The following is a 21,533-nucleotide window of genomic DNA, read 5'->3' as shown; positions in this document are numbered from 1 at the left end:
TTCACGAAAGATCTCCTCGTGCCCACAGCCGTCGTCCGCTTCCACGCCCCCACCAAGCTCGCACATCGCTTGAGCAATGTCCTCGAGGAGACGCTCTCACTTGAGGAAAATACCGTCGCGACTTTTGAGGACCCGCAGGATGAAAGCCGGTGGACCGTCGAGATCTATTCCGGGCCGATGACCGAACCGAATGAACTCTTGCAAAGAGTAAATGCCATTCTTGGGGACGATGCGAAGGTCGTTGAACTGCAAGCCGACAGCATCGAAGATGCCGATTGGGTTGCCGCCAGCCTCGAGGGCTTGGCCCCCGTGCGTGCTGGCCGCTTCTTCGTTCATGGTGGCCACGACAGTCATCGGGTACCGGCCAACGCGCTTGGCATCCGTGTCGAGGCAGCCCTGGCCTTCGGCACCGGCCATCACGGCACGACGCTGGGCTGTCTATTGGCTCTGGATGACGTTCTGAAACGGGAGCAGCCAGCGAAAGTGCTGGACCTTGGAACGGGCACAGGCGTTCTCGCGATCGCCGTCGCAAAGGCCTTGAAGCGTGCCGTCCTTGCGACCGACATCGACCCTGTCTCTGTCCGTATCACGAGAGAGAATGCGCACCTCAACCGAGTCGGTCATCTCGTGAAAACGGAACAGGCGGATGGCTTCGGCACACCGATCATCGCCCAGAACGCGCCTTTCGACCTCATCCTGGCCAATATCCTGGCCCGTCCCCTCATGGCGCTATCCACCGGGATGGTGCAGCGCACAAGATCCGGAGGCACCATCATCCTGTCAGGCTTACTGGTCTCTCAGGAACGGATGGTGCTGGCAAGCTACGCCGCGCAGGGCATGCGTCTGATCGCGCGGCGTCACATCGACAATTGGGCGACACTGGTGCTCCGCCGAGGGCGCGGCTGAGCTGCCAGCGCCGGCATTAGAAGCAGGCGGCCTTAAGCGGCATCTTCTTCAGCTTCTCGACGTCATAACCCAGTTCCTGAGCCATGGCCGGATTTTTGTGAGCCAAGAATGACCCCACGAATTCGTCTGCCCGACGGGTTTGATGCGCCATAACTGCATTATGCAGGCGCTTCCAAAAACCACCGGTCTGGCTCGGCGTGGCAGGCAGGTAACCGTGAAGGGTTGAACTCGTCATCATGATTTCTTCTCCGAACGACAGGTAAGCAAAACTTACCTTGATATTGCGACGCAATATGCACATTCCGCAGCCAATGACCTAGATCGAAAGCTGCATGCCAGCCCTGAGAAAAAGTCATGGCACATAATTTTTGGTGAAAAGCCAGAGGTTTGCTGTTAGTTACAGCCAAATCTGCTCAATCCCAGTGCAGGCTTCCCTCATCTTCTCCCCTGCACGAGTTTTGTCTTGGCCATGTCCGCATCACACTTTCAATCCTTTGACGATGTTACCGATCCAAGCCTCGGCGCCGGCCGCCTCGCCGCATTGCGTGGTATTCTCAAGGACCGCGGGCTTGATGGTTTTGTCGTTCCGCGCGCCGACGCTTATCAGAACGAATATGTGTCCCAGGGGGAAGAGCGGCTCGCCTGGCTGACCGGCTTCACAGGATCAGCCGGGATTGCCGTCGTGCTCGCGGATCGTGCCGCCCTTTTCATCGACGGGCGTTACACGGTCCAGGCACGCACGCAGGTTGACGGCAGCGTTTTTGAACTTGTCGACATCACAGTAACCGCACCTTGCGCATGGCTCGGCGACGTCCTGTCGGCCGGCTGCCGGCTTGGTTATGACCCTTGGCTGCAGACACCGGCCGAGGTGGAACGTTTCACAGCCGTTTGCGAGAAGGCCGAGGCGAAACTGGTTCCGGTCATCGAAAATCCGGTTGATGTGCTGTGGACTGACCGCCCCAAGATTGCCCCCGCCCCCATCGTGGACCATCCGTTGGAATTCGCGGGTCGCTCCACCGACGATAAGCTTACGCTGCTTCGCAGCGGCCTCGCCGCAGCCAAGGCCGGCGTCCTGCTGCTGTCGGACCCCCACGCCGTTGCTTGGCTGTTCAATATCCGCGGCGGAGATGTCAGCCATACACCCTTGCCGCTTTGCCGCGCGTTGGTACCGCTGGAGGACAGGCCCACCCTCTTCGTCGCCGTTTCCCGGCTGACAGCTGGCGCGCGCGCGGCTCTTGAAAAAGTCGCAGCGATCGAAGAGCCGGATGCCATCGCGTCGGCGCTGAACATGTTGGGCAGCCATAAGGCGCGCGTCATGCTCGATCCGTCGAACGCGCCAGCTGCCCTGGTCTCGCATCTTCAGACATCGGGAGCAGAGATCATCCTGGGGCCGGATCCGGTCACGGCTTTGAAAGCGATCAAGAACGAGGGCGAGATCAGGGGTATGCGCGCCGCTCACAAGCGGGATGGTGTCGCGCTCTGCCGCTTTCTCGCCTGGCTAGACCGCCGCGCATCGAGCGACAGCGTCACCGAGATCGATGCCGCCATCGCGCTGGAAACCTTTCGCGCCGATACCGGCCTCCTCAAGGATATTTCCTTTCCCACCATCTCTGCAGCCGGCCCGAATGCGGCTCTGCCGCATTACCGCGTGACGGAAGCGACCAACAGGGTGATCGGACAAGGTCTGTTCCTGATCGACTCCGGCGCGCAGTATCAGGACGGCACCACCGACGTCACCCGCACCATAGCGGTCGGCGAACTTTCCGACACCATGCGGGATCATTTCACCCGCGTTTTGAAGGGCCATATCGCCATCGCAACCGCCAGGTTCCCCAAGGGAACCACCGGCGCCCATCTCGATGCCTTCGCCCGGCGCGCGCTCTGGGATATCGGCACGGATTTCGATCACGGCACGGGACATGGCGTGGGCTCCTACCTCTCGGTCCATGAGGGACCGCAGCGCATTTCCAAGACCGCCCATGTCGCCCTCCTGCCAGGCATGATCCTGTCCAATGAGCCGGGCTATTACCGCGAAGGCCACTACGGCATCCGAACGGAAAACCTCCTGCTCGTGACCGAAATCACCATTCCGGATCAGGAGAGGCCGATGCTCGGCTTCGAGACGCTGACATTGGCACCCTTCGACCGCCGTGCCATCGCGCTCGATCTCCTCACGCGCGAAGAATGGGCCTGGATCGACGCCTATCATGCCCGCGTTCTGCAGGAAGTGGCGCCGGAACTTGACACGGAGGCACGTGCCTGGCTGACGGCGGCCTGCGCGCCTCTTTGATAAAGGCCTCCCATCATCAATTTTGATGCAAGGTTCCTCTCGGGGGGAACTTCACGGAAGCGTGTGCGTTCAGTTGCTACAAAAACCGCCTGGAGGGCACGCTAATGCTTTCGACGATCCTCATCATCCTGCTGATTCTGATTCTGATTGGCGCTTTGCCGAACTGGGGCTACAGCCGTGGCTGGGGTTACGGTCCCGGCGGTATCGTCGGCGTCATCCTGATCATCGTTCTCATCCTTGCCCTGATGGGCCGGATCTGACGAATCAGGTCACGCTCCCACGCGGGTGAACCATTCATCTTCGGAAATAACCTCGATATTGAGCTCGGACGCCTTCTTCAGCTTTGATCCCGCGCCCGGGCCAGCAACCACCAGATCCGTTTTCGAGGACACCGAGCCGGCCACCTTCGCTCCTAGCCGTTCGGCCATGGCCTTCGCTTCATCGCGTGTGATCCGCTCCAGCGTTCCGGTAAAGACGACCGTCTTTCCCGCCACCGTGCTGTCGGCCGAAACGGGTCCCGCCAGTTCTTCCGTCGTGACGTGTTCCAGAAGATCCTCGACCGCGGAGCGGTTGTGCTCTTCAGCGAAGAATTCAACAACCGCATCCGCGACGATGGGACCGATACCATCGATCGCTACCAGATCGTTCCAGGCACGGCCCTCGCGAGATGCTGCCTCCACGGCCGCCTCTTGCAGAGTGACCACGTCCTTGTAATGGCGCGCAAGGAGCTTGGCGGTTATCTCGCCCACATGGCGGATGCCCAGCGCGAAGAGAAAGCGATTGAGCGGCACCGTGCGGCGCGCATCTATCGCCGCGAAGAGGTTCCGTACTGAGGTCGCTCCCCATCCCTCGCGATCCTTCAGCTTCTTCAGTGATCGCGCGTCACGCGCTTCCAGGGTAAAGATGTCGGCCGGCCGCGCGATAAGCCCGTCACGATAGAAGGTCTCGATCTGCTTGTCGCCGAGGCCGTCGATGTCCATGGCGTTGCGCGAAGCAAAATGCTTCAGCCGTTCAACCGCCTGTGCCGGGCAGATGAGGCCGCCGGTGCAGCGTCTCACCACATCTTCACGGCCCGTTCGCGGGTTGACCTCACGCACGGCGTGGCTGCCGCAGACCGGGCACGTCTTGGGAAAGACATAGGGCACTGCATCCGATGGCCGCTTCTCCAGAATCGGCCCCAGGATCTGCGGAATGACGTCGCCGGCCCGCTGCACAGTCACAGTATCGCCGATGCGGACATCACGTCGGGCGATCTCATCTTCATTGTGCAGCGTGGCGTTCTGAACCACGACGCCGCCGACGGTCACCGGCTCCAGTTTGGCCACCGGTGTCAGCGACCCGGTGCGGCCCACCTGCACATCGATTCCGATCAGGACGGTGGTCGCCTTCTCGGCAGGAAACTTGTGCGCGATCGCCCAGCGTGGCGAGCGAGCCACCTGCCCCAGCCGCCTTTGCAGATCCAGGGCATCGATCTTGTAGACCACACCGTCGATGTCATAAGGCAGCGCACCCCGCTCCAGCTCGATGGCGCGATAATGGGCCAGAAGCTCCTCGGCGGATGTACAGAGCCGCGTCAGCGGGTTGGTGACGAAGCCCCAGCGTGCGAACGCGGCAACAACATCCGATTGGCTTTCTGCCGGCAGGCTGCTTGCCTCGCCCCAACCATAGGCGAAGAAGCGGAGCGGCCGCTTCGCCGTGATGCCGGCATCGAGCTGCCGCAGCGAGCCGGCGGCGGCGTTGCGCGGGTTGGCGAAGATCTGCTTGCCCTCGGCCGCCTGGCGCGTGTTGAGGGCCAGGAAGTCGTCCTTGGCCATATAGACTTCGCCGCGGATTTCGATGGTGTCGGGAACATCGGTCCCGTTCAGTTGCTCGGGAATATCGGCGATGGTCTTCAGGTTGGGCGTGACATCCTCCCCCTCCGTTCCATCTCCGCGGGTGGCGCCGACCGCCAGCTTGCCGCCGCGATAAAGCAGATTTGCCGAGAGCCCATCGATTTTCGGTTCCGCCAGCACAGGAAGCGGTGCGTCAGCCGGCAGACGCAGAAACGACCGGACGCGGCCGAGAAAATCGGTGACGTCCTCATCGGCGAATGCATTCGCGAGAGACAGCATGGGCACGGCATGCCGCACCTTGGTGAAACGCTCCGATGGTGCGGCACCCACCTTGCTGCTGGGGCTTGCGACGCCCTTGAGAGCGGGAAAGCGCTCCTCAATCTCCCCTAGACGCTTGCGGAGCTCGTCATAGTCCCCGTCCGAGATCGAAGGAGCGTCGTCCTGATAATAGCGCCGGTCGTGGCCTTCGATCTCCACCACCAGCCGCGCGTGCTCGTCCGCGGCCTCCTGCGCATCCATTTCAGGAACGGCTTTGAGCGATGCCATATCGATCTCGAACAAAAAACTGGGAAGCGCTAGAAAGCTCATCTGGCAGGCAAAGTGCAAGCCCAAGTGTCGGCGCCTGTGCCTAGACGGCACCATGGAGCAAACGGGCCGCGGCGGCGCGGGCCTCGTCGGTAACCGACGCACCGGCGAGCATGCGCGCCAGCTCTTCCTTGCGAGCGTCTTCTTCGAGCACCACCACCCGTGTCGCCACCCGCTCGCCACCGGAGACGTCATCTTTGGCGATCAGAAGATGGTTGGCCGCACGGGCGGCCACCTGCGGTGCATGGGTCACGGCGATGACCTGTACGGCCCCGGCAAGACGCGCCAGCCGTTGGCCGATGGCATCCGCTACGGCGCCGCCGACGCCCGTGTCGATCTCGTCGAAAATAAGCGTCGGCGCTGAGCCACGATCCACCAGCGCAACCTTCAGCGCGAGGAGGAAGCGGGCCAGTTCACCGCCCGATGCCACCTTCAGCATCGGACCGGGGCGCGTTCCAGGATTGGTCTGCACCCAGAACTCCACCCGATCATTGCCATGGGGACCGCTGCTGCCGGCCTCGCTTTCGATGCTGGTCACGAATCGCGCGCGTTCCAGCTTGAGGTCAGGCAATTCGGCATTGACCGCCTTGTCCAGCAAAGTGCTGGCAGCCTGGCGCCTCTCCGTCAGCGCTGCCGCCGCCTTGCGGAAGGCGATCTGTGCTGCGAGGGTCTGATCTTCCAGCAGGCGAAGACGTTCTTCGCCGGCATCAAGGGCCGCCAATTCTCCACCAAAACGCGCGGCGGCGACGGGAAGGTCATCCACAAGGACATCGTATTTACGAGCGGCCGCCCGGAGCGCGAACAGCCGCTCTTCGATCCGTTCCAACTCTCGGGGGTCGAATTTCGCAGCTTCCTGAGCCGCCGTCACAGCAGCGGCCGCCTCGTCCAGCGCCAGCATGGCCGCATCCATGGCGGCAATGATCGGCTCCACCAGGTTCGGCGCCTGGACGCCCCGCCTTTCAAGCCGCCGTACAGCCGATGACAGATTGAGCGTGGGTGAGTTCGGTCCCGCAATCGCTTCTGCGACCTCAGCGAGATCCTGTGCGATCTTCTCCGCCTGCATCATGTCATGGCGACGTTCGGCAAGCTGCGCCTCCTCGCCGGCCTCCGGCGCGAGCTTCGTCAGCTCTTCCTGCGCGTGACGCAGGAAGTCTGCCTCGGCGCGCGCAGCGGTCACCTTGGCACGGTGTTCAATTTCGGCGCGCTCGGCACCCTTCCAGGCCGACCAGAGCCGCGCTACCTCCTCAGCCTCGCCCTGATGACCGCCGAAGGCATCCAGCAGCGAGCGATGCGCTGCCGGATCAACGAAAGCGCGATCGGCATGCTGGCCGTGAATTTCCACGAGGGTCGCGCCGATTGACCGCAGAAGCTGCACACTTACCGGCTGGTCATTGATGAAGGCGCGGGTTCGGCCGTCGATGAACTGGGTGCGGCGAACGACAAGATCGCCCTCGTCAGGCAGGTCCTGTTCCACCAGCATGTGTCGCGCGGGATGGGTTACGGGCAGATCAAAGACGGCGGTGACATGACCCTGCTCACAGCCGCTGCGCACCAGCCCGGCATCGCCTCGCCCCCCGAGCGCAAGTGCCAGCGAATCCAGCAGGATGGATTTGCCGGCGCCGGTTTCGCCGGTGAGCACGGTAAGGCCGCCCTCAAGCGAAAGGTCCAGCCGGTCAATCAGGACGATATCGCGAACCGAAAGCTGAACCAGCATGTTCCGCTCAAATCAGCTGAAGCCCACCTTGCGAAACGCCTTGCTGATCCAGGACTCCTTGTTCTCGCGGGGCTCAAGACCGCGCGACTGAACAAGCTTGTAGGTGTCCTGGTACCACTGGCTGTCGGGGAAGTTATGTCCCAGGACGGCCGCGGCGGTCTGCGCTTCATCCACAATGCCGAGCGCCATATTGGCTTCCGCCACCCGCGCCAGGGCTTCCTCCACGTGACGCGTCTTCTGGTAATCGGAGATGACGCTGCGAAAGCGGTTGATCGCCCCGATATAATTGCGCTGATTGAGGTAGTAGCGGCCGACCTCCATCTCCTTGCCGGCGAGCTGGTCCCGGGCCACGACGATGCGCTGACGGGCCGGTTCGGCATATTCGGAGTTGGGGTATTTGTCCGCGATCTCCTGAAGTGCAAGCAGAGCGCGCTGCGTGCGCTGCTGATCGCGCGAGATATCGGGGATCTCGTTATAATAAGACATGGCGAGGATGTACTGCGCATAGGCAGCGTCCTCGCTGCCGGGGTGCAGTGCCAGATAGCGTCGCGCATTGGTGATCGCGTCGTCGTAATTGCCCTGCGCGTAATGGCTGTAAGCCACCATCACCAGGGACTTGCGCGCCCACTCCGTATAGGGGTGCTGCTTGTCGACCTCTTCGAACTTCTCGGCAGCCTTGTTGTAGTTGCCCTCGTTCACATAATAGAGGCCTTCATTGTAGAGCTTATCCGCGGGCTCATCGGGGAGGACCACCGCATCCTCGTCCTTCTCGCCGAAGATGGAACAGGCGGAAAGGGAAACGGCTACGGTCAACACCGCCACCACACGCAGTGCGCTGCGCGAGCGCGAACGGATACGCATCATCATGTCGGTCATCAGTCCTCAGATCCCATGCGCTGGGGTTTTGAATCTGGGCCTTTTAACCCATACGCAGGAAAACCGCCACGCAGGAATGGCTGGATTACACCCGGTCGGGCGCAAAGGCGGGGACAAGTGCCGGTGAAAGCTCGGCATAACCGGGCACCGGTGTGGGAGCCTCGGCCTCGACGATGGTCCAGGCAGAGGGCTGTGCCGCCAGAGCCTTGACCATTTCGACATTCACGCGGTGGCCACCCTTATAGGAGCGATAGCGGCCCCGCAGGGGAAGACCGGCCAGTGCGAGATCACCGATGGCATCGAGCGCCTTGTGGCGCACGAAATGATCCGGCGAGCGCAGACCGGTCGGGTTCACCACCTGATCGCCGTCGACGACGATGCTGTTCTCGAGCGACGAGCCACGCGCGAAGCCCGCGCTGCGCAGACGTTCCACATCGGAAAGGAAACCGAAGGTGCAGGCCCAGGCAATCTCGCGACGGTAGCTGCGCGGATTGACGTCGAGCTGCAGACGCTGGCGACCGATCAGCGGCGTGGGGAAATCAATCTCGATATCGATGGAGAAGCCCTTGGCTTGGGGAACGAGTTCCGCCCAGGCATCGCCACGTTCAAAACGCACCGGCTTCAGGATCTTGATGTAGCGGCGCGGAGCATCCAGTGTTTGCAGGCCGGCATCCATGATGCCGTCTGTGAAGACTTCAGTCGCGCCGTCGAGAATCGGCGCCTCCGGCCCGCTCATCTCGGCGACGACATTGTCCAGGCCGACGCCCCGGAAGGCCGAGAGAAGATGCTCGACGGTGGCGACGCCCCCGTCAGCCGGATCTCCCAGAACCGTGGAGAGCTCGGCAGCCGTCACGCGATCATAGCGTGCATGAATGACCTTGGTGCCGAAGGAACCCGTACGGCGGAATGAAATGCCCGTTCCAATGCCCGAGGGATGGAGCGTCAGTGTCGTCGGCGCACCGCTGTGGACGCCGACACCTGTAAAGGTGAGCGGGGCTTTCAGCGTGGTCTGGCGATCAAACATCGAACACTCTCAAGGTCACTGTGACGCGAATCTCCGGGGCATGAGTCCCCGACGTCTCGTTGGTCTGGAAAGTAGGGTTATCCCGGACCCGAAACAAATCACGCTTCCTTTCGGACTGTTACAATCCGTCCGAAACGAGAAAGGCCCGGAAAACCGGGCCTTTCCAATCATACGAGGAGGCTCAGTTGGCCTGCCTGCGAAGGAACGCTGGAATTTCCAGCTGGTCATCATCCAGGCTCGCCGGACGTGGTGCAGGCCGGCCATGAGGATCAAGCTGCCCCTGTGCCACACGTGGGGCGGGCTGAGGCTGCGGAGCCGGCTGGCGGCGCGCATATTCAGCGGCGATATCAGGGCGCGGCGCCGGCGCCTGTTCGACCGGAGCGGGCTGGATCGACTGCGGCGCAGCCATTCCCTGCTCATAACCCTCGTCGTCGGCATGACGGCCGAGACCGACCGACGCCAGGCGCTGCAGCAGACCCATGCGCTTCTTTTCGGGCGCATGGAGATCGGCCGCCATTTCGCCACGGCTCTGCCGAATCTGATTCTGCACAGGAACCGGCAGGTCCTCGATCTGCGGCAGGCGAGCCGGGCGCAGCACGGTCCGCTCTGGCATCGGAGGAATGAAATGCTCCTCCGTGTTCACGTCATCTTCCGCCGCCAGAGCCTCGGAAAAAGCCTCCTCCGTCAGAGTCGGCCTTGGGGCTAAAGGGCGAAGAGTGACGTCCTCCTGCGCCGCGATCGGTGCCTGCTCCACCGGCTGGTGGTGAGCCGGAGCCGGCTGCGGAGCCGGTGCCAGGGGTGCGTGATGCTGCGGCGCGTGCTGCGGACGCTGTCCGGTCGCCGGAGCGGCCGGTGCGGGCGACGTGGTCTGCAGGCGTTCGGCCAGGGCAGCGAGACGCTGCTCGGCCGGAGAGGACACCACGGCGTCGGCTTCCTGGTCGATACCGGTTGCCACGACAGACACGCGGATCGTGCCATCGAGGCTCTCGTCGAAGGTCGCACCCAGAATGATATTGGCGTCCTGGTCGACTTCCTCGCGGATGCGGGTCGCGGCCTCATCGACTTCGTAGAGCGTGAGGTCGTTGCCGCCGGTGATGGAGATCAGGAGACCACGTGCACCCTTCATGGACACGTCGTCCAGGAGCGGGTTGGCAATCGCCGCTTCGGCGGCCTCGATGGCGCGCTTGTCACCGGAGGCCTCGCCGGTGCCCATCATGGCCTTGCCCATTTCCCGCATGACGGAGCGGACGTCGGCGAAGTCGAGGTTGATGAGGCCTTCCTTCACCATCAGGTCAGTGATGCAGGCGACGCCGGAATAGAGCACCTGGTCCGCCATGGCGAAGGCGTCGGCGAAGGTCGTGCGCTCATTGGCGATGCGGAAGAGATTCTGGTTCGGGATGATGATGAGCGTGTCGACGTTCTTCTGCAGTTCCTCGATGCCCGCCTCGGCGACACGCATGCGGCGGACGCCTTCAAAATGGAACGGCTTGGTGACGACGCCGACGGTGAGGATACCGAGTTCGCGGGCAGCGCGTGCGACCACGGGAGCGGCGCCCGTGCCGGTCCCGCCGCCCATGCCGGCGGTGACGAAGATCATATGTGCGCCCGACAGATGATCGCGAATCTCGTCGATCACCTCCTCGGCTGCCGCCCGGCCGACTTCCGGCTGCGAGCCGGCGCCGAGCCCTTCGGTGACCTGCACACCCATCTGGATGATGCGTTCGGCCTTGGACAGGGTCAGCGCCTGGGCATCGGTGTTCGCAACCACGAACTCCACGCCCATGAGGCCGGCCTCAATCATGTTGTTCACGGCGTTGCCGCCGGCGCCACCGACACCGAAGACCGTGATCCTCGGCTTTAGCTCCCGAATATCGGGCATTTTCAAATTGATCGTCATCATCGACCCCTTCGGTTTACGCGCCGTCCAAACCGCATCGCGTCATTTTTCGCCACAGCGTGCGACCATCGCCCGCCTGATTAGAAACTGTCCTTCAGCCACTGCCCCACGCGGGCAAGATAGCCATCCGTCCCCGTCATCAGACCGGAACGGCGTTGTTCGAAATGTTCCAGCCCCGCCACCTGCGGATACGTCAGAAGACCCAGCGCCGTCGTAAAGGCAGGCCCCCGCGCCGCTTCCGGCAGACCGCGCGCGCCGATCGAGCGACCGATCCGCACCTGTTGCCCGATCATCCGTCCTGCGAGATCGACAAGCCCGGTCAATTGCGACGCTCCCCCTGTCAAAACGACTCGCCGCCCAGCATCAACAGCAAAACCGGACGCTTTAAGGCGATCTCGGACAAGTTCGAGAATTTCCTCGACGCGCGGGCGGACCACCCGGACGAGATGGGATTTCGGCACATGATGCGCGTCGCTGCCGTCATCCTCGCCCACCGGCGGCACGGCCACCATGTCGAGATCATCCTTGAGCCCGGGGAATACGCTGGCATGCAGCGTCTTCAAGCGCTCGGCGTGATCGAGACGGGTCGACAGTCCCCGTGCGATATCCATTGTGATGTGGTGGCCGCCCAGGGCGATCCCGTCGGCATGAACGCAGTGTCCGCCGGAGAACACCGAAAAGGTCGTGGTTCCGCCGCCGAGATCGATCAGCGTGACGCCAAGCTCCGATTCTTCCTCCGCAAGCGCGGCAAGTGCGCTTGCATAGGGCGATGCCACGACACCGGCCACCTCCAGATGGCAGCGTTCCACGCACAGAATCAGATTGCGCAGCGGTGCGCTGTCGCCCGAGATCACATGCATGTCGACGCCGAGTTCCTCGCCGACCATGCCGCGCGGGTCGCGGACGTTGCGGGTGGCGTCGAGCCCGTAGGAGATAGGCAGCGAATGGAGGACCGCCCGCCCGTCGCGGACGCAATAGGCGCTGGCGGCACGAAGCACCCGCTGAATGTCGCTTTCGCCTACGGGATGACCCGCCACATTCACCGAAGCAGCATAACTGTCGCTACCGATACGACCCGCGGACATGGAGACGATGACCTGATCGACCCGAAGGTCCGCCATGCGCTCTGCGGCATCGACCGCATGCCGGATGGAATGTTCGGCGGCTTCCATATCGGTGATGGCGCCGGCCTTCACTCCACGGGAGCGATAGTGACCGACACCGAGAACCTCGATGCGATGTGTGCGGCCGGGAATAACGTCATCCCGATCGAGCGGTCGCAGGCGAGCGATCAGGCAGACGACCTTGCTGGTGCCGACATCAAGCACCGAGAGCTCGACCGTCCGCTTCGGCGGAAGCGGACGAAGGCGCGGCGCGACACCTTGAGCAAGCTGCGTTCTCATGTCTGGCCTCCAGCCTTCTTTGCCTTGGCCATCGCTTCCCGGGCCGTTTTCGCCGCCTCAGGGGTCAGCCGGACCAGTGTGCGTTTTTTATCCCTGAGATCGATGGAAACGAGGTCACGGGACATGATCTTGCCGTCGCGGATAAGACCATCCAGCTTGGCGAGAGCGGCTTCCACGCCCTCGTCCGGCAGCTTCACGTCGAAGCCATTGGTAAGACGCAGGTTCCAACGCCGATCACCGATGCGCACAGCGCCATAGGTCTTCTTGGCGACACCCGGAAATTTGGCGAGAACGGGAAGAAACTCGCCGGCGGCCGCATCAGCCCCCTCGCCCACCACCAGCGGCAGATGCGAGAATCGGCCATCGCGCGCCGAATCGATGGAGGTACCATCGGCTGAGATCACCGAGAACGAGCCCTCTTGCTGCCAGACCGCGAAGGGTTTGCGCTCGGTGACGGCGATCTCGACGCGATCCGGATAGAACTTGCGGACCGACGCGCTCTCCACCAACGGCAGGGCCAGCAATTGGCCCCGAGCCACATTGGCGTCAAGAAAGACGAGCGAGCGGGTGGCGTCGAGACCCACCGCATCCACGATTTCTTCCGTGGTCAATTCCATCTGGCCGGTGACGACGATGGCCTCGATGCGAAAGCCCAACAGGCTGGCCATCACGTCAGGGGCTTGGGAAAGAGCGCTGGAGACAGCAGGTCCGTGACCGCCGAGAACGACACCATAGCTGATGGTGCCGGCAAAAAGGCTGACAAGACCGAGACGACCCAGCAGCCGAGCGCGAGCGATCGGATTGCGGCCGCCGAGGCCGGAAGCGCGACGGCGAGGCTTGCGGCGGGCAAGCCAAGCCCAACGCCCGGGCTGTTCATCCCGAGCAGCAGCCACCCCTTGCCGGGGAGCTACCGATTTACTGACGCGTCTTCCACCATCCATGCCACAAGCTCGTTGAACGAATACCCTGCGTGAGCTGCGATTTCGGGCACCAACGAGGTCTCGGTCATCCCCGGCTGCGTGTTCACCTCCAGACAAATGAGCTCTCCCGTTCCATCAGGGCGGTCATCGTATCGGAAGTCAGCACGGCTAACGCCTCGGCACCCGAGCGCTTGGTGCGCCTTCAGCGTCAACATTTGAATATTCTGGTAAACAACTGGTGAAAGATCGGCCGGCAAAATGTGGCGAGATCCACCCTTCGCGTACTTCGCCTGATAATCGTAGAAGCCCATCTCGTGAATAATATCTATTATTCCCAAAGGCTTGTCTCCGAGAACCGCACAAGTTAATTCACGTCCCGCGATGAAACGTTCCGCCAAAAGAATTTCGCCATAGGCCCAATCGTCCCGATAAAGCTCCTGCGGCGGGTGCTCCTGACCCTCCCGTATGATCAGGACGCCCACGCTTGAGCCCTCATCCACCGGTTTCAGCACGTAGGGCGGCTCCATGACGTGGCTTTTGGCGGCTTCGGCGCGACTCACCACCCGACCAGGCGCCACCGGCACACCGGCCGCCGCCATCATGACCTTGGCCCGATCCTTGTTCATGGCGAGCGACGACGCCAATACACCCGAATGGGTGTAGGGAATCCCGAGGACCTCAAGAATTCCCTGGATGGTGCCATCTTCGCCGACCTTGCCGTGAAGCGCGTTGAACGCAACATCCGGACGAAGCTGGGCAAGCCTCTCCGCGATGTTGCGGTCCACATCCACCGGCGTCACCCGGTACCCGGCCCCTTCAAGCCCGGCCACGCAAGCCGCGCCTGAGTTCAGTGAAACCTCGCGCTCGGCAGACCAGCCGCCCATGAGAACCGCAACATGTTTGCTCATTGATTCCTCCAGGCAGACCGCGCTGTCAGGCGGGCACGCCGATACGCTTGATTTCCCATTCGAGCTCCACTCCGGAATGCTCGAACACCCGGCGCCGCACTTCTTCACCGAGGGCTTCGATATCGGCAGCGGTAGCGCCCTCATCATTGATGAGGAAATTGCAGTGCAGTTCCGACATGTGCGCGCCTCCGACCCGGAGCCCTCGGCACCCTGCAGCATCGATGAGCTGCCACGACTTGTGCCCGGGCGGATTCTTGAAGGTCGATCCGCCCGTGCGGCTGCGGACCGGCTGTGTCTGGTCGCGTCGGTCGGTGATCTCGTTCATGGCGGCGAGGATTGCCGTGGAATCACCAGGCGTTCCTGCAAACAGTCCTTCGGTGAAGATGAGATCGGCCGCCGCCTTGGACTTGCGATACTCAAAGTGCATGTCCGCGTGGGAAAGGACATGCACCTTGCCAGCCCGATCAACAGCCCGCGCTTCCACGAAAATATCAGTGATTTCACCGCCATAGGCGCCGGCGTTCATACGCAGTGCACCGCCGATCGCCCCCGGGATACCCCTGAGGAACGCCATGCCGTCGATACCGGCTTCGGCAGCCGCGCGGGCGACCTTCACGTCAGGCACGGCGGCCCCGGCGCGAACGCGGCACCCTTCCTCCACCTCGATCCGGTTGAACCCGCGCGCGAGTCGAACGACGACACCCGGAACCCCGCCGTCCCGCACCAGTGTATTGGAGCCGATGGCGATGACGGTCACCGGGATCTGCGGGTCGAGACGCGACAGGAAATAGCTCAGATCGGCTTCATCCTCGGGCGTGAACAGCATCTGCGCCAGGCCGCCCGCCCTGAACCAGGTGATGTCAGCCAGAGGCTGGTTGGGCAGAAGCCGCCCCCGCAGCTCCGGCATCGCGGCCTTCAACTCGGGCGAAAGGTCCGCGAAGCTCATGACATCGCGCTGGCGGACATGGCCGACAGCTCCTCAGGCAGCGCATTGGCCCATTGCGTGATGGAGCCGGCGCCGAGACAGACGACATAGTCGCCGGGCTTGGCGCGCCCCGCGATCAGACCCGCGAGCGCCTGAGGCGATTCCAGCGCGAGGACGTCGCGATGCCCGCGTGCCTGGAGGCCGGCGATCAGGTCCTCGCGGCCCGCGCCGGGAATGGGCTGTTCACCTGCTGCATAGATCTCGGACACGATGACGGTATCGGCGTCGTTGAAGCAGCCGCAGAACTGATCGAACAGGGCGTGAAGGCGCGTGTACCGATGCGGTTGGACGACGGCGATGACGCGTGCGTCGGTGGAAGCGCGAGCTGCCTTCAGAACCGCCGCGATCTCAACCGGATGATGGCCGTAGTCGTCGAAGATCGTGACGCCGTTCCATTCGCCCGTGCGCGTGAAACGCCGCTTCACGCCGCCGAACTTGGAAAGCCCAAGACGAATGGAATCGGCGCTGATGCCCAGCCGATGGGCGACAGCGATAGCCGCTGTCGCATTGAGGGCGTTGTGATGCCCCGGCATGGGGAATTCGAGGCCGGAGATCTCCGTTTCCAACGCTCCATCGCGGCCGCGGAACAGCACCCGAAACCGGCTGCGGCCACCGGAAAGATCAAGGTCGACCAGCCTGACATCAGCCTGCGGGTTTTCCCCATAGGTGATGACCTTGCGGTCCTCGATCTTGCCCACCAGCGCCTGTACCTCGGGATGATCAAGGCACATGACGGCAAAGCCATAGAAGGGCACGTTCTCAACAAACGTCCGGAAGGCTTTCTTGATGGCATCATAATCACCGAAGTGGTCGAGATGCTCAGGATCGATATTGGTGACGATCGCAACCTCGGCCGGCAGCTTCAGGAAGGTGCCGTCGGATTCATCCGCCTCCACCACCATCCATTCCCCCTCGCCGAGGCGGGCGTTGGTGCCATAGGCATTGATGATGCCGCCATTGATGACGGTGGGATCCAACCCCCCTGCATCGAGCAAGGTGGCAACAAGCGATGTGGTGGTGGTCTTGCCGTGGGTGCCCGCTATCGCGACACAGGTCTTGAAGCGCATCAATTCCGCCAGCATCTCGGCCCGACGCACCACCGGCAAGCGCTTCGCCCGCGCTGCGATCAGTTCCGGATTGTCGCGCTTGATGGCGGAGGATACGACCACCACCTCGGCATCGCCGAGATTGGAATCGGAATGTCCAACGACCACGCTAATGCCTTTGTCGCGAAGGCGTTTTACGTTCTGGCTCTCGCTGGCATCGGAGCCTTGGACGCGATAACCGAGATTGGCGAGCACCTCGGCGATGCCGCTCATGCCGATACCTCCGATTCCGATGAAATGAATCGGGCCTATATGGTTCGGAAGTCTCATGTTTTCGTCCTTGTCTCCGCCCCGGCAATCTCTTCGACGAGATCGGCCAGGCGGTCGGCGGCGTCAAGCGTGCCGAAGGTCTTTGCAGAGGCCGCCTGCGCGGCGAGAATATGCGGATTGTCGAACAGCTCCATCAGCATGCCCGACAGCTTCTCTGATGTCAGGTCCGACTGCCGCACCACGGTGCCACCACCGGCATCGGCGAAGGCCGAGCCATTGGCGAACTGGTCCTGGTCGAGAGAGCCCGGCAGGGGCACGAGGATGGCCGGACGGCCGATGGCCCCGAGTTCCGCCACCGTGGAGGCACCTGCCCGGCTGACGACGAGATGCGCTGCCGCGATCCTGACCGGCAGATCCGTGAAGAAGGGCGCGACATCCGCACGGACGCCCGCCTTCTCGTAGGTCGAGACGGCAAGGTCTCGATCCTCGGCACGAGCCTGATGAATGACCGTCAGCCGGCTGCGGATGGCCGGTGAGAGCCGCGCCACGGCGGCGGGAACGACTTCGGACATAACGCGGGCGCCCTGGCTGCCGCCGAACACCACAAGCCGGATCTCGCCTTCGGTTGGGGCCGCATAGGGCGTCGCGGCAAGCTCACGCACCGCCGCCCGGATCGGGTTCCCGATGGGGATCATCTTCGTGCGCAGGTTGTCGGCCGCCTTGGAGATCCGGGTGAAGCCGGTGGCGACCCGCGTTGCCCGCGCCGCCAAGGCACGATTCGCACGGCCAAGCACGGCATTCTGCTCATGGACTGCCGTCGGAACGCCAAGAAGTTGCGCGGCAAGGACGGGTGGCAGCGAGGGATAGCCGCCAAAACCGACCACCACGGCCGGCTTGAGCCGACGGATCAGCCGTGCCGATTGGGTAAGGCCGCTGACGATCCGCCAGGCCGAGCGCGCCAGCGCAGCGGGATGCTTGCTGCCGAATGTGGCCGAGGGAACAGTATGGATCGCATCGGAAGAAAAGGCGACGCCATAGCCGAGGGCGCGGCCGTCGGTGACCAGCGCCACCTTATGGCCGCGCGCCACGAGCACGCCGGCCAGGGCCTCCGCTGGGAACAGATGACCGCCGGTGCCGCCGGCGACCAGAAGAAATGTCCTGCTCACCGCCGGCTTCGCTCAGCCTGGGCGGCCATCTCCTCGGCCACCAGTTCGGCGCGGGGGCGGTCACGAGTCAGGGCGATCAGAAGACCCATGCCGAAGGAGAGCGAGACAAGTGACGAACCGCCAGAGGAGATAAAGGGCAAGGTCATGCCCTTCGCCGGCAGCAGATGAACATTCACCGCCATGTTGATCAGCGCCTGCAGGCCGAACAGCATGCTGAGGCCGGCGACCGCAAAGCGGACGAAGAGATCCTCTTCCCTCCTTGCCCGGTTGAGGCCGCGCAGCACGATGAAGGCAAAGATCGAAAGAAGCGCGAGGCAGGCGATGATGCCGAACTCCTCGCCGGTGACCGCGAAAACGAAGTCCGTGTGGCTGTCGGGCAAGACGCGCTTCACGGTGCCCTCGCCCGGGCCTTTGCCGAACCAGCCGCCGGACACGAAGCTCTCGATGGCGCGATCGACCTGATAGGTGTCTCCGGATTCAGGGTCGAGGAAGCGATTGATGCGCTCGGCCACGTGGGGAATGAAGGTATAGGCGGTGAGGAAGCCGACGGCACCGGCGCCGGTGAGCCCGACGACCCACATCCAGCCGAGGCCGGCGAGGAAGAACAGCGCACCCCAGACGGTGGTGACCAGCAACGTTTGCCCGAAGTCCGGCTGCAGGATCAGGGGCGTGACCACAAGGCCGAGAAGCAGAACGGCCAAGAGATGGCCGGGCACGTCGCGACGACGCGCGCCTTCGGAGAACAGCCAGGCGCAAAGGATCACGAAGGCGGGCTTGATCAGTTCTGAAGGCTGCACCGTGATGCCGAGGATCGATATCCAGCGGCGGGACCCTTTGATCTCCGCGCCAAAGAACAGCGTGCTCACCAGCATGACCCAGCCGACGATAAAGGCGAGAAGCGCAACGCGTCGAACCTGCCGCGGCGACAGGAACGAGATCGTCAGAAGCACCGGGATTGCGATGAGGGCGAAGAAGACCTGGCGGTTGACGAAGTGGAACAACCCCAGGCCCAGCCGCTCGGCGACAGCCGGGCTTGCCGCCAGCGACAATACGATACCGGCGACAGTGAGGAGCCCCAATGCCCCAAGAAGCCAGCGATCGACGGTCCACCACCACTCACCGGCAATGGTGCGTTCAGCGCGCGACATCATGGGCAGACCTCATGTGCTCGGAGGCAGGGCGATGACGAGGATGGGATGGAGGAGGCTTTCAAGGCAGCGCCCTTTCCTGTCCCGATGCGGCGATCCGATCGTTCACGAGATCGCGGAACGTGTCTCCCCGCACTTCGAAATTGGGAAACTGGTCGAACGAGGCACAGGCCGGCGACAGCAGCACGACGGCTTCTGGCAGGGGTTCCCCGGCAGCATCATCGGCAGCTGCGGCAACGGCGCGATCCAGCGTGCCGCAGATCGCATGAGGGACATGCGCCCCTTCCAGGGTCGCGGCAAATGCCTCTGCCGTCTCGCCAATGAGATAGGCCTTGCGGATGCGCGGAAAGAAACCAGTCAGGCTTTCGATACCGCCGGTCTTCGGCTTGCCGCCGGCGATCCAGAAGATGTCCGAGAAGCTTGCCAGCGCACGGGCTGCTGCATCCGCATTGGTGGCCTTCGAATCATTGATGAAGAGCACATGCCCGTCCCGGGCCACCTCTTCCATGCGATGGGCAAGGCCTGGGAAAGTGGCCAGCCCCTTCGCGATGGCCTGTGGCGTCAGCCCCAAGGCCAGCGCCGCGGCAGAGGCTGCTGCGGCATTCTGAGCGTTATGTTCACCACGCAGGGTTCCGATGCCGCCCAGAAGCGCGAGGGGCCGTGCCGCGCCGCCCGATGCGGCGATGAGCTGAGCCCCTTCCGCGTAGACGCCGTCGAGCACCGGGTTTCGCGACGAGATGCGCATCACCCGAATGCCGTGGCGCGGCAGGCGATCGGCGATCATTGCCGTGCGGCTGTCATCGATGCCGACGACGGCCGTGCCCTCGCGTCCCACCCCTGCAACGAGCCGCTCCTTGATCGAGGCATAGCGGTCCATATCGCCGTGCCGATCGAGGTGATCCTCCGAGAGGTTCAACATCACCCCCACCGTGGGATCGAGGGAGGGAGCCAGATCGATCTGATAGGACGACATCTCGATCACGTGGACCCGCGACGGCGCCGGCGGATCGAGTTCCAGCGCCGGCGTGCCGATATTGCCGCCAAGGGCGACCTGGCGGCCGGCCGCAGAGAGGATGTGCGCGATCAGGGCCGTTGTGGTGGATTTTCCATTGGTGCCGGTGATGGCCACCAAGGGGGCGTGCGGCGCGTGAGCACGGCGCTCGCGAAGCATGATTTCGATGTCGCCGATCACCTCGATGCCAGCGGCTCGTGCCTTGCCCACCGTCCAATGCGGCGCCGGATGCGTGAGGGGCACACCGGGCGAGAGGAGCAGTGATGAGAAGCTGTCCCAGTCGGCGGTCTTAAGATCGGCGGTCGGAATACCTGCCGCGGCAGCCTGTTCGACCCGGCCGGGCGCATCATCCCAGGCGACCACATCGGCGCCGCCAGCGACCAGCGACTTGGCCGTTGCCAGACCGGAGCCGCCAAGACCGAAGAGCGCGACGCGTCTTCCCTTGAAGGTTGTTGCCGGCGTCATGCCTCACCTCAATTTCAGTGAGGAAAGGCCGATCAGCGCCAGCACCACGGCGATGATCCAGAAGCGGATGACCACCTGCGATTCGGTCCAGCCGAGCTGCTCGAAGTGATGATGGATCGGCGCCATCTTGAAGACGCGCTTGCCGGTGAGCTTGAAGGAAGCAACCTGGATGATGACCGACGCCGCCTCCAGCACGAACAGGCCGCCGACGATAGCCAGAACGATCTCGTGCTTGGTGGCAACGGCGATCGCCCCCAGCATGCCGCCAAGGGCAAGAGAACCGGTGTCCCCCATGAAGATCTGCGCGGGCGGAGCGTTGAACCACAGAAAGCCGAGCCCTGCTCCAAGCATGGCGCCGCAAAGAACGGCAAGTTCGCCTGTGCCCGGCATCAGGTGAATCTGAAGGTAGTCCGCAAATACGGCGTTGCCGGCGAGATAGGCGATGAAGCCGAAGCTGGCCGCGGCCACCATGACCGGCACGATGGCGAGACCATCGAGGCCATCGGTCAGATTGACGGCATTGCCGGACCCCACGATGACGAGCGCACCAAAGAAAATGAAGACATAGCCAAGGTTGAGCAGCACGCCCTTGAGAAAGGGGAAGGCAAGCGAGGTCGACAGTGAGTCCGGCGCCAGCCGCGTCATGATGTAGACGGCGAGGCCCGCCAGCACGAATTCCACCGCAAGCCGCGCGCGGCCGGAAAAGCCCTTGTGACTCTGCTTGGAGACCTTGAGGTAGTCGTCGTAGAAGCCGATCAGGCCAAATCCGAGGGTCACCGCCAGAACGACCCAGACATAGATGTTGGCGAGATTGCCCCACAGCAGCGTACCCACCACGAGGCCGGACAGGATCATCAACCCGCCCATGGTGGGCGTGCCGCGCTTCAGAAGATGGCTCTGCGGGCCATCGTCGCGGATCGGCTGTCCCTTGCCCTGGCGGATACGCAACTGCGCGATGATCGCCGGACCGAAGAGAAAGACGAACAGCATGGACGTGATGATCGCCCCGCCGGTGCGGAAGGTGATGTACCGGAACAGATTAAGGAGCGGGATCGTCTCCGCGAAGGCGGAAAGAAACGTCAGCAT

Annotated in this window: 18 protein-coding genes; 3 read left to right on the top strand and 15 right to left on the bottom strand. The window is 63.2% G+C overall.

What is annotated here, in order from left to right; all coding sequences use genetic code 11:
• Positions 1-18: 18 nt before the first annotated feature.
• On the top strand, positions 19-906 hold the full coding sequence (locus tag IEV58_RS09845; protein WP_188409553.1) for a 50S ribosomal protein L11 methyltransferase: 888 nt from the start codon (positions 19-21) through the stop codon (positions 904-906).
• A gap of 16 nt (positions 907-922) precedes the next feature.
• On the opposite strand, the gene IEV58_RS09840 is transcribed toward IEV58_RS09845, so the two are convergent.
• Positions 923-1,198: a hypothetical protein gene (locus IEV58_RS09840; RefSeq protein WP_229729334.1), complete on the bottom strand. Its 276-nt coding sequence runs from the start codon at positions 1,196-1,198 to the stop codon at positions 923-925.
• 177 nt (positions 1,199-1,375) lie between these two features.
• On the opposite strand from IEV58_RS09840, the gene IEV58_RS09835 reads away from it, so the two are divergent.
• Together IEV58_RS09835 and IEV58_RS09830 are read left to right on the top strand one after the other, a co-directional pair.
• Complete coding sequence (locus IEV58_RS09835) at positions 1,376-3,196, top strand: aminopeptidase P family protein (protein WP_188409551.1); 1,821 nt, start codon at positions 1,376-1,378, stop codon at positions 3,194-3,196.
• Between the two features lie 104 nt (positions 3,197-3,300).
• Positions 3,301-3,456, top strand: coding sequence for a DUF3309 family protein (locus IEV58_RS09830; RefSeq protein WP_188409550.1), 156 nt, complete (start codon positions 3,301-3,303; stop codon positions 3,454-3,456).
• A gap of 9 nt (positions 3,457-3,465) precedes the next feature.
• Here the strand turns inward: IEV58_RS09830 and ligA are convergent, their stop codons facing one another.
• The 14 genes from ligA to mraY all read right to left on the bottom strand — a co-directional run bounded on the left by ligA (position 3,466) and on the right by mraY (position 21,533).
• The gene (ligA, locus tag IEV58_RS09825; protein WP_229729333.1) at positions 3,466-5,574 is read right to left on the bottom strand and encodes an NAD-dependent DNA ligase LigA; all 2,109 of its coding nucleotides are present in this window, start codon (positions 5,572-5,574) and stop codon (positions 3,466-3,468) included.
• Positions 5,575-5,656: 82 nt separating this feature from the next.
• Positions 5,657-7,327, bottom strand: a complete 1,671-nt coding sequence (gene recN / locus IEV58_RS09820) for a DNA repair protein RecN (protein ID WP_188409549.1) — start codon at positions 7,325-7,327, stop codon at positions 5,657-5,659.
• 12 nt (positions 7,328-7,339) lie between these two features.
• Positions 7,340-8,203, bottom strand: coding sequence for an outer membrane protein assembly factor BamD (locus IEV58_RS09815; protein ID WP_229729332.1), 864 nt, complete (start codon positions 8,201-8,203; stop codon positions 7,340-7,342).
• Between the two features lie 85 nt (positions 8,204-8,288).
• Positions 8,289-9,227, bottom strand: coding sequence for a UDP-3-O-acyl-N-acetylglucosamine deacetylase (gene lpxC, locus IEV58_RS09810; protein WP_188409548.1), 939 nt, complete (start codon positions 9,225-9,227; stop codon positions 8,289-8,291).
• 181 nt (positions 9,228-9,408) lie between these two features.
• Positions 9,409-11,124, bottom strand: coding sequence for a cell division protein FtsZ (gene ftsZ / locus IEV58_RS09805; protein WP_188410269.1), 1,716 nt, complete (start codon positions 11,122-11,124; stop codon positions 9,409-9,411).
• Positions 11,125-11,204: 80 nt separating this feature from the next.
• On the bottom strand, positions 11,205-12,527 hold the full coding sequence (gene ftsA, locus IEV58_RS09800) for a cell division protein FtsA (protein ID WP_188409547.1): 1,323 nt from the start codon (positions 12,525-12,527) through the stop codon (positions 11,205-11,207).
• Positions 12,524-13,468 (bottom strand): cell division protein FtsQ/DivIB, encoded by a 945-nt coding sequence (locus IEV58_RS09795; protein ID WP_229729331.1) that lies wholly within the window; start codon positions 13,466-13,468, stop codon positions 12,524-12,526. The genes ftsA and IEV58_RS09795 overlap by 4 nt, the downstream gene beginning before the upstream one ends.
• Positions 13,435-14,355 carry a D-alanine--D-alanine ligase gene (locus IEV58_RS09790; protein WP_188409545.1) on the bottom strand — a complete coding sequence of 307 codons (921 nt, stop codon included), beginning with the start codon at positions 14,353-14,355 and terminating at the stop codon, positions 13,435-13,437. Before IEV58_RS09790 ends, IEV58_RS09795 begins: the two co-directional genes overlap by 34 nt.
• A gap of 25 nt (positions 14,356-14,380) precedes the next feature.
• Positions 14,381-15,301 carry a UDP-N-acetylmuramate dehydrogenase gene (murB, locus tag IEV58_RS09785; protein WP_188409544.1) on the bottom strand — a complete coding sequence of 307 codons (921 nt, stop codon included), beginning with the start codon at positions 15,299-15,301 and terminating at the stop codon, positions 14,381-14,383.
• Complete coding sequence (murC, locus tag IEV58_RS09780) at positions 15,298-16,716, bottom strand: UDP-N-acetylmuramate--L-alanine ligase (RefSeq protein ID WP_188409543.1); 1,419 nt, start codon at positions 16,714-16,716, stop codon at positions 15,298-15,300. Before murC ends, murB begins: the two co-directional genes overlap by 4 nt.
• Positions 16,713-17,822: an undecaprenyldiphospho-muramoylpentapeptide beta-N-acetylglucosaminyltransferase gene (gene murG, locus IEV58_RS09775; protein ID WP_188409542.1), complete on the bottom strand. Its 1,110-nt coding sequence runs from the start codon at positions 17,820-17,822 to the stop codon at positions 16,713-16,715. The genes murC and murG overlap by 4 nt, the downstream gene beginning before the upstream one ends.
• Positions 17,819-18,973 carry a putative lipid II flippase FtsW gene (ftsW, locus tag IEV58_RS09770; protein ID WP_188409541.1) on the bottom strand — a complete coding sequence of 385 codons (1,155 nt, stop codon included), beginning with the start codon at positions 18,971-18,973 and terminating at the stop codon, positions 17,819-17,821. Before ftsW ends, murG begins: the two co-directional genes overlap by 4 nt.
• A gap of 58 nt (positions 18,974-19,031) precedes the next feature.
• Positions 19,032-20,447: a UDP-N-acetylmuramoyl-L-alanine--D-glutamate ligase gene (gene murD / locus IEV58_RS09765; protein ID WP_188409540.1), complete on the bottom strand. Its 1,416-nt coding sequence runs from the start codon at positions 20,445-20,447 to the stop codon at positions 19,032-19,034.
• A 3-nt stretch (positions 20,448-20,450) separates the two neighbouring features.
• Positions 20,451-21,533, bottom strand: coding sequence for a phospho-N-acetylmuramoyl-pentapeptide-transferase (gene mraY / locus IEV58_RS09760; protein ID WP_188409539.1), 1,083 nt, complete (start codon positions 21,531-21,533; stop codon positions 20,451-20,453).

Origin of the sequence: Agaricicola taiwanensis, from assembly GCF_014635245.1 — a bacterium.
Lineage (GTDB): Bacteria > Pseudomonadota > Alphaproteobacteria > Rhizobiales > Methylopilaceae > Agaricicola > Agaricicola taiwanensis.
Note: the sequence above shows the minus strand (reverse complement) of the source record. Positions and strands in the feature narration are given on the sequence as shown.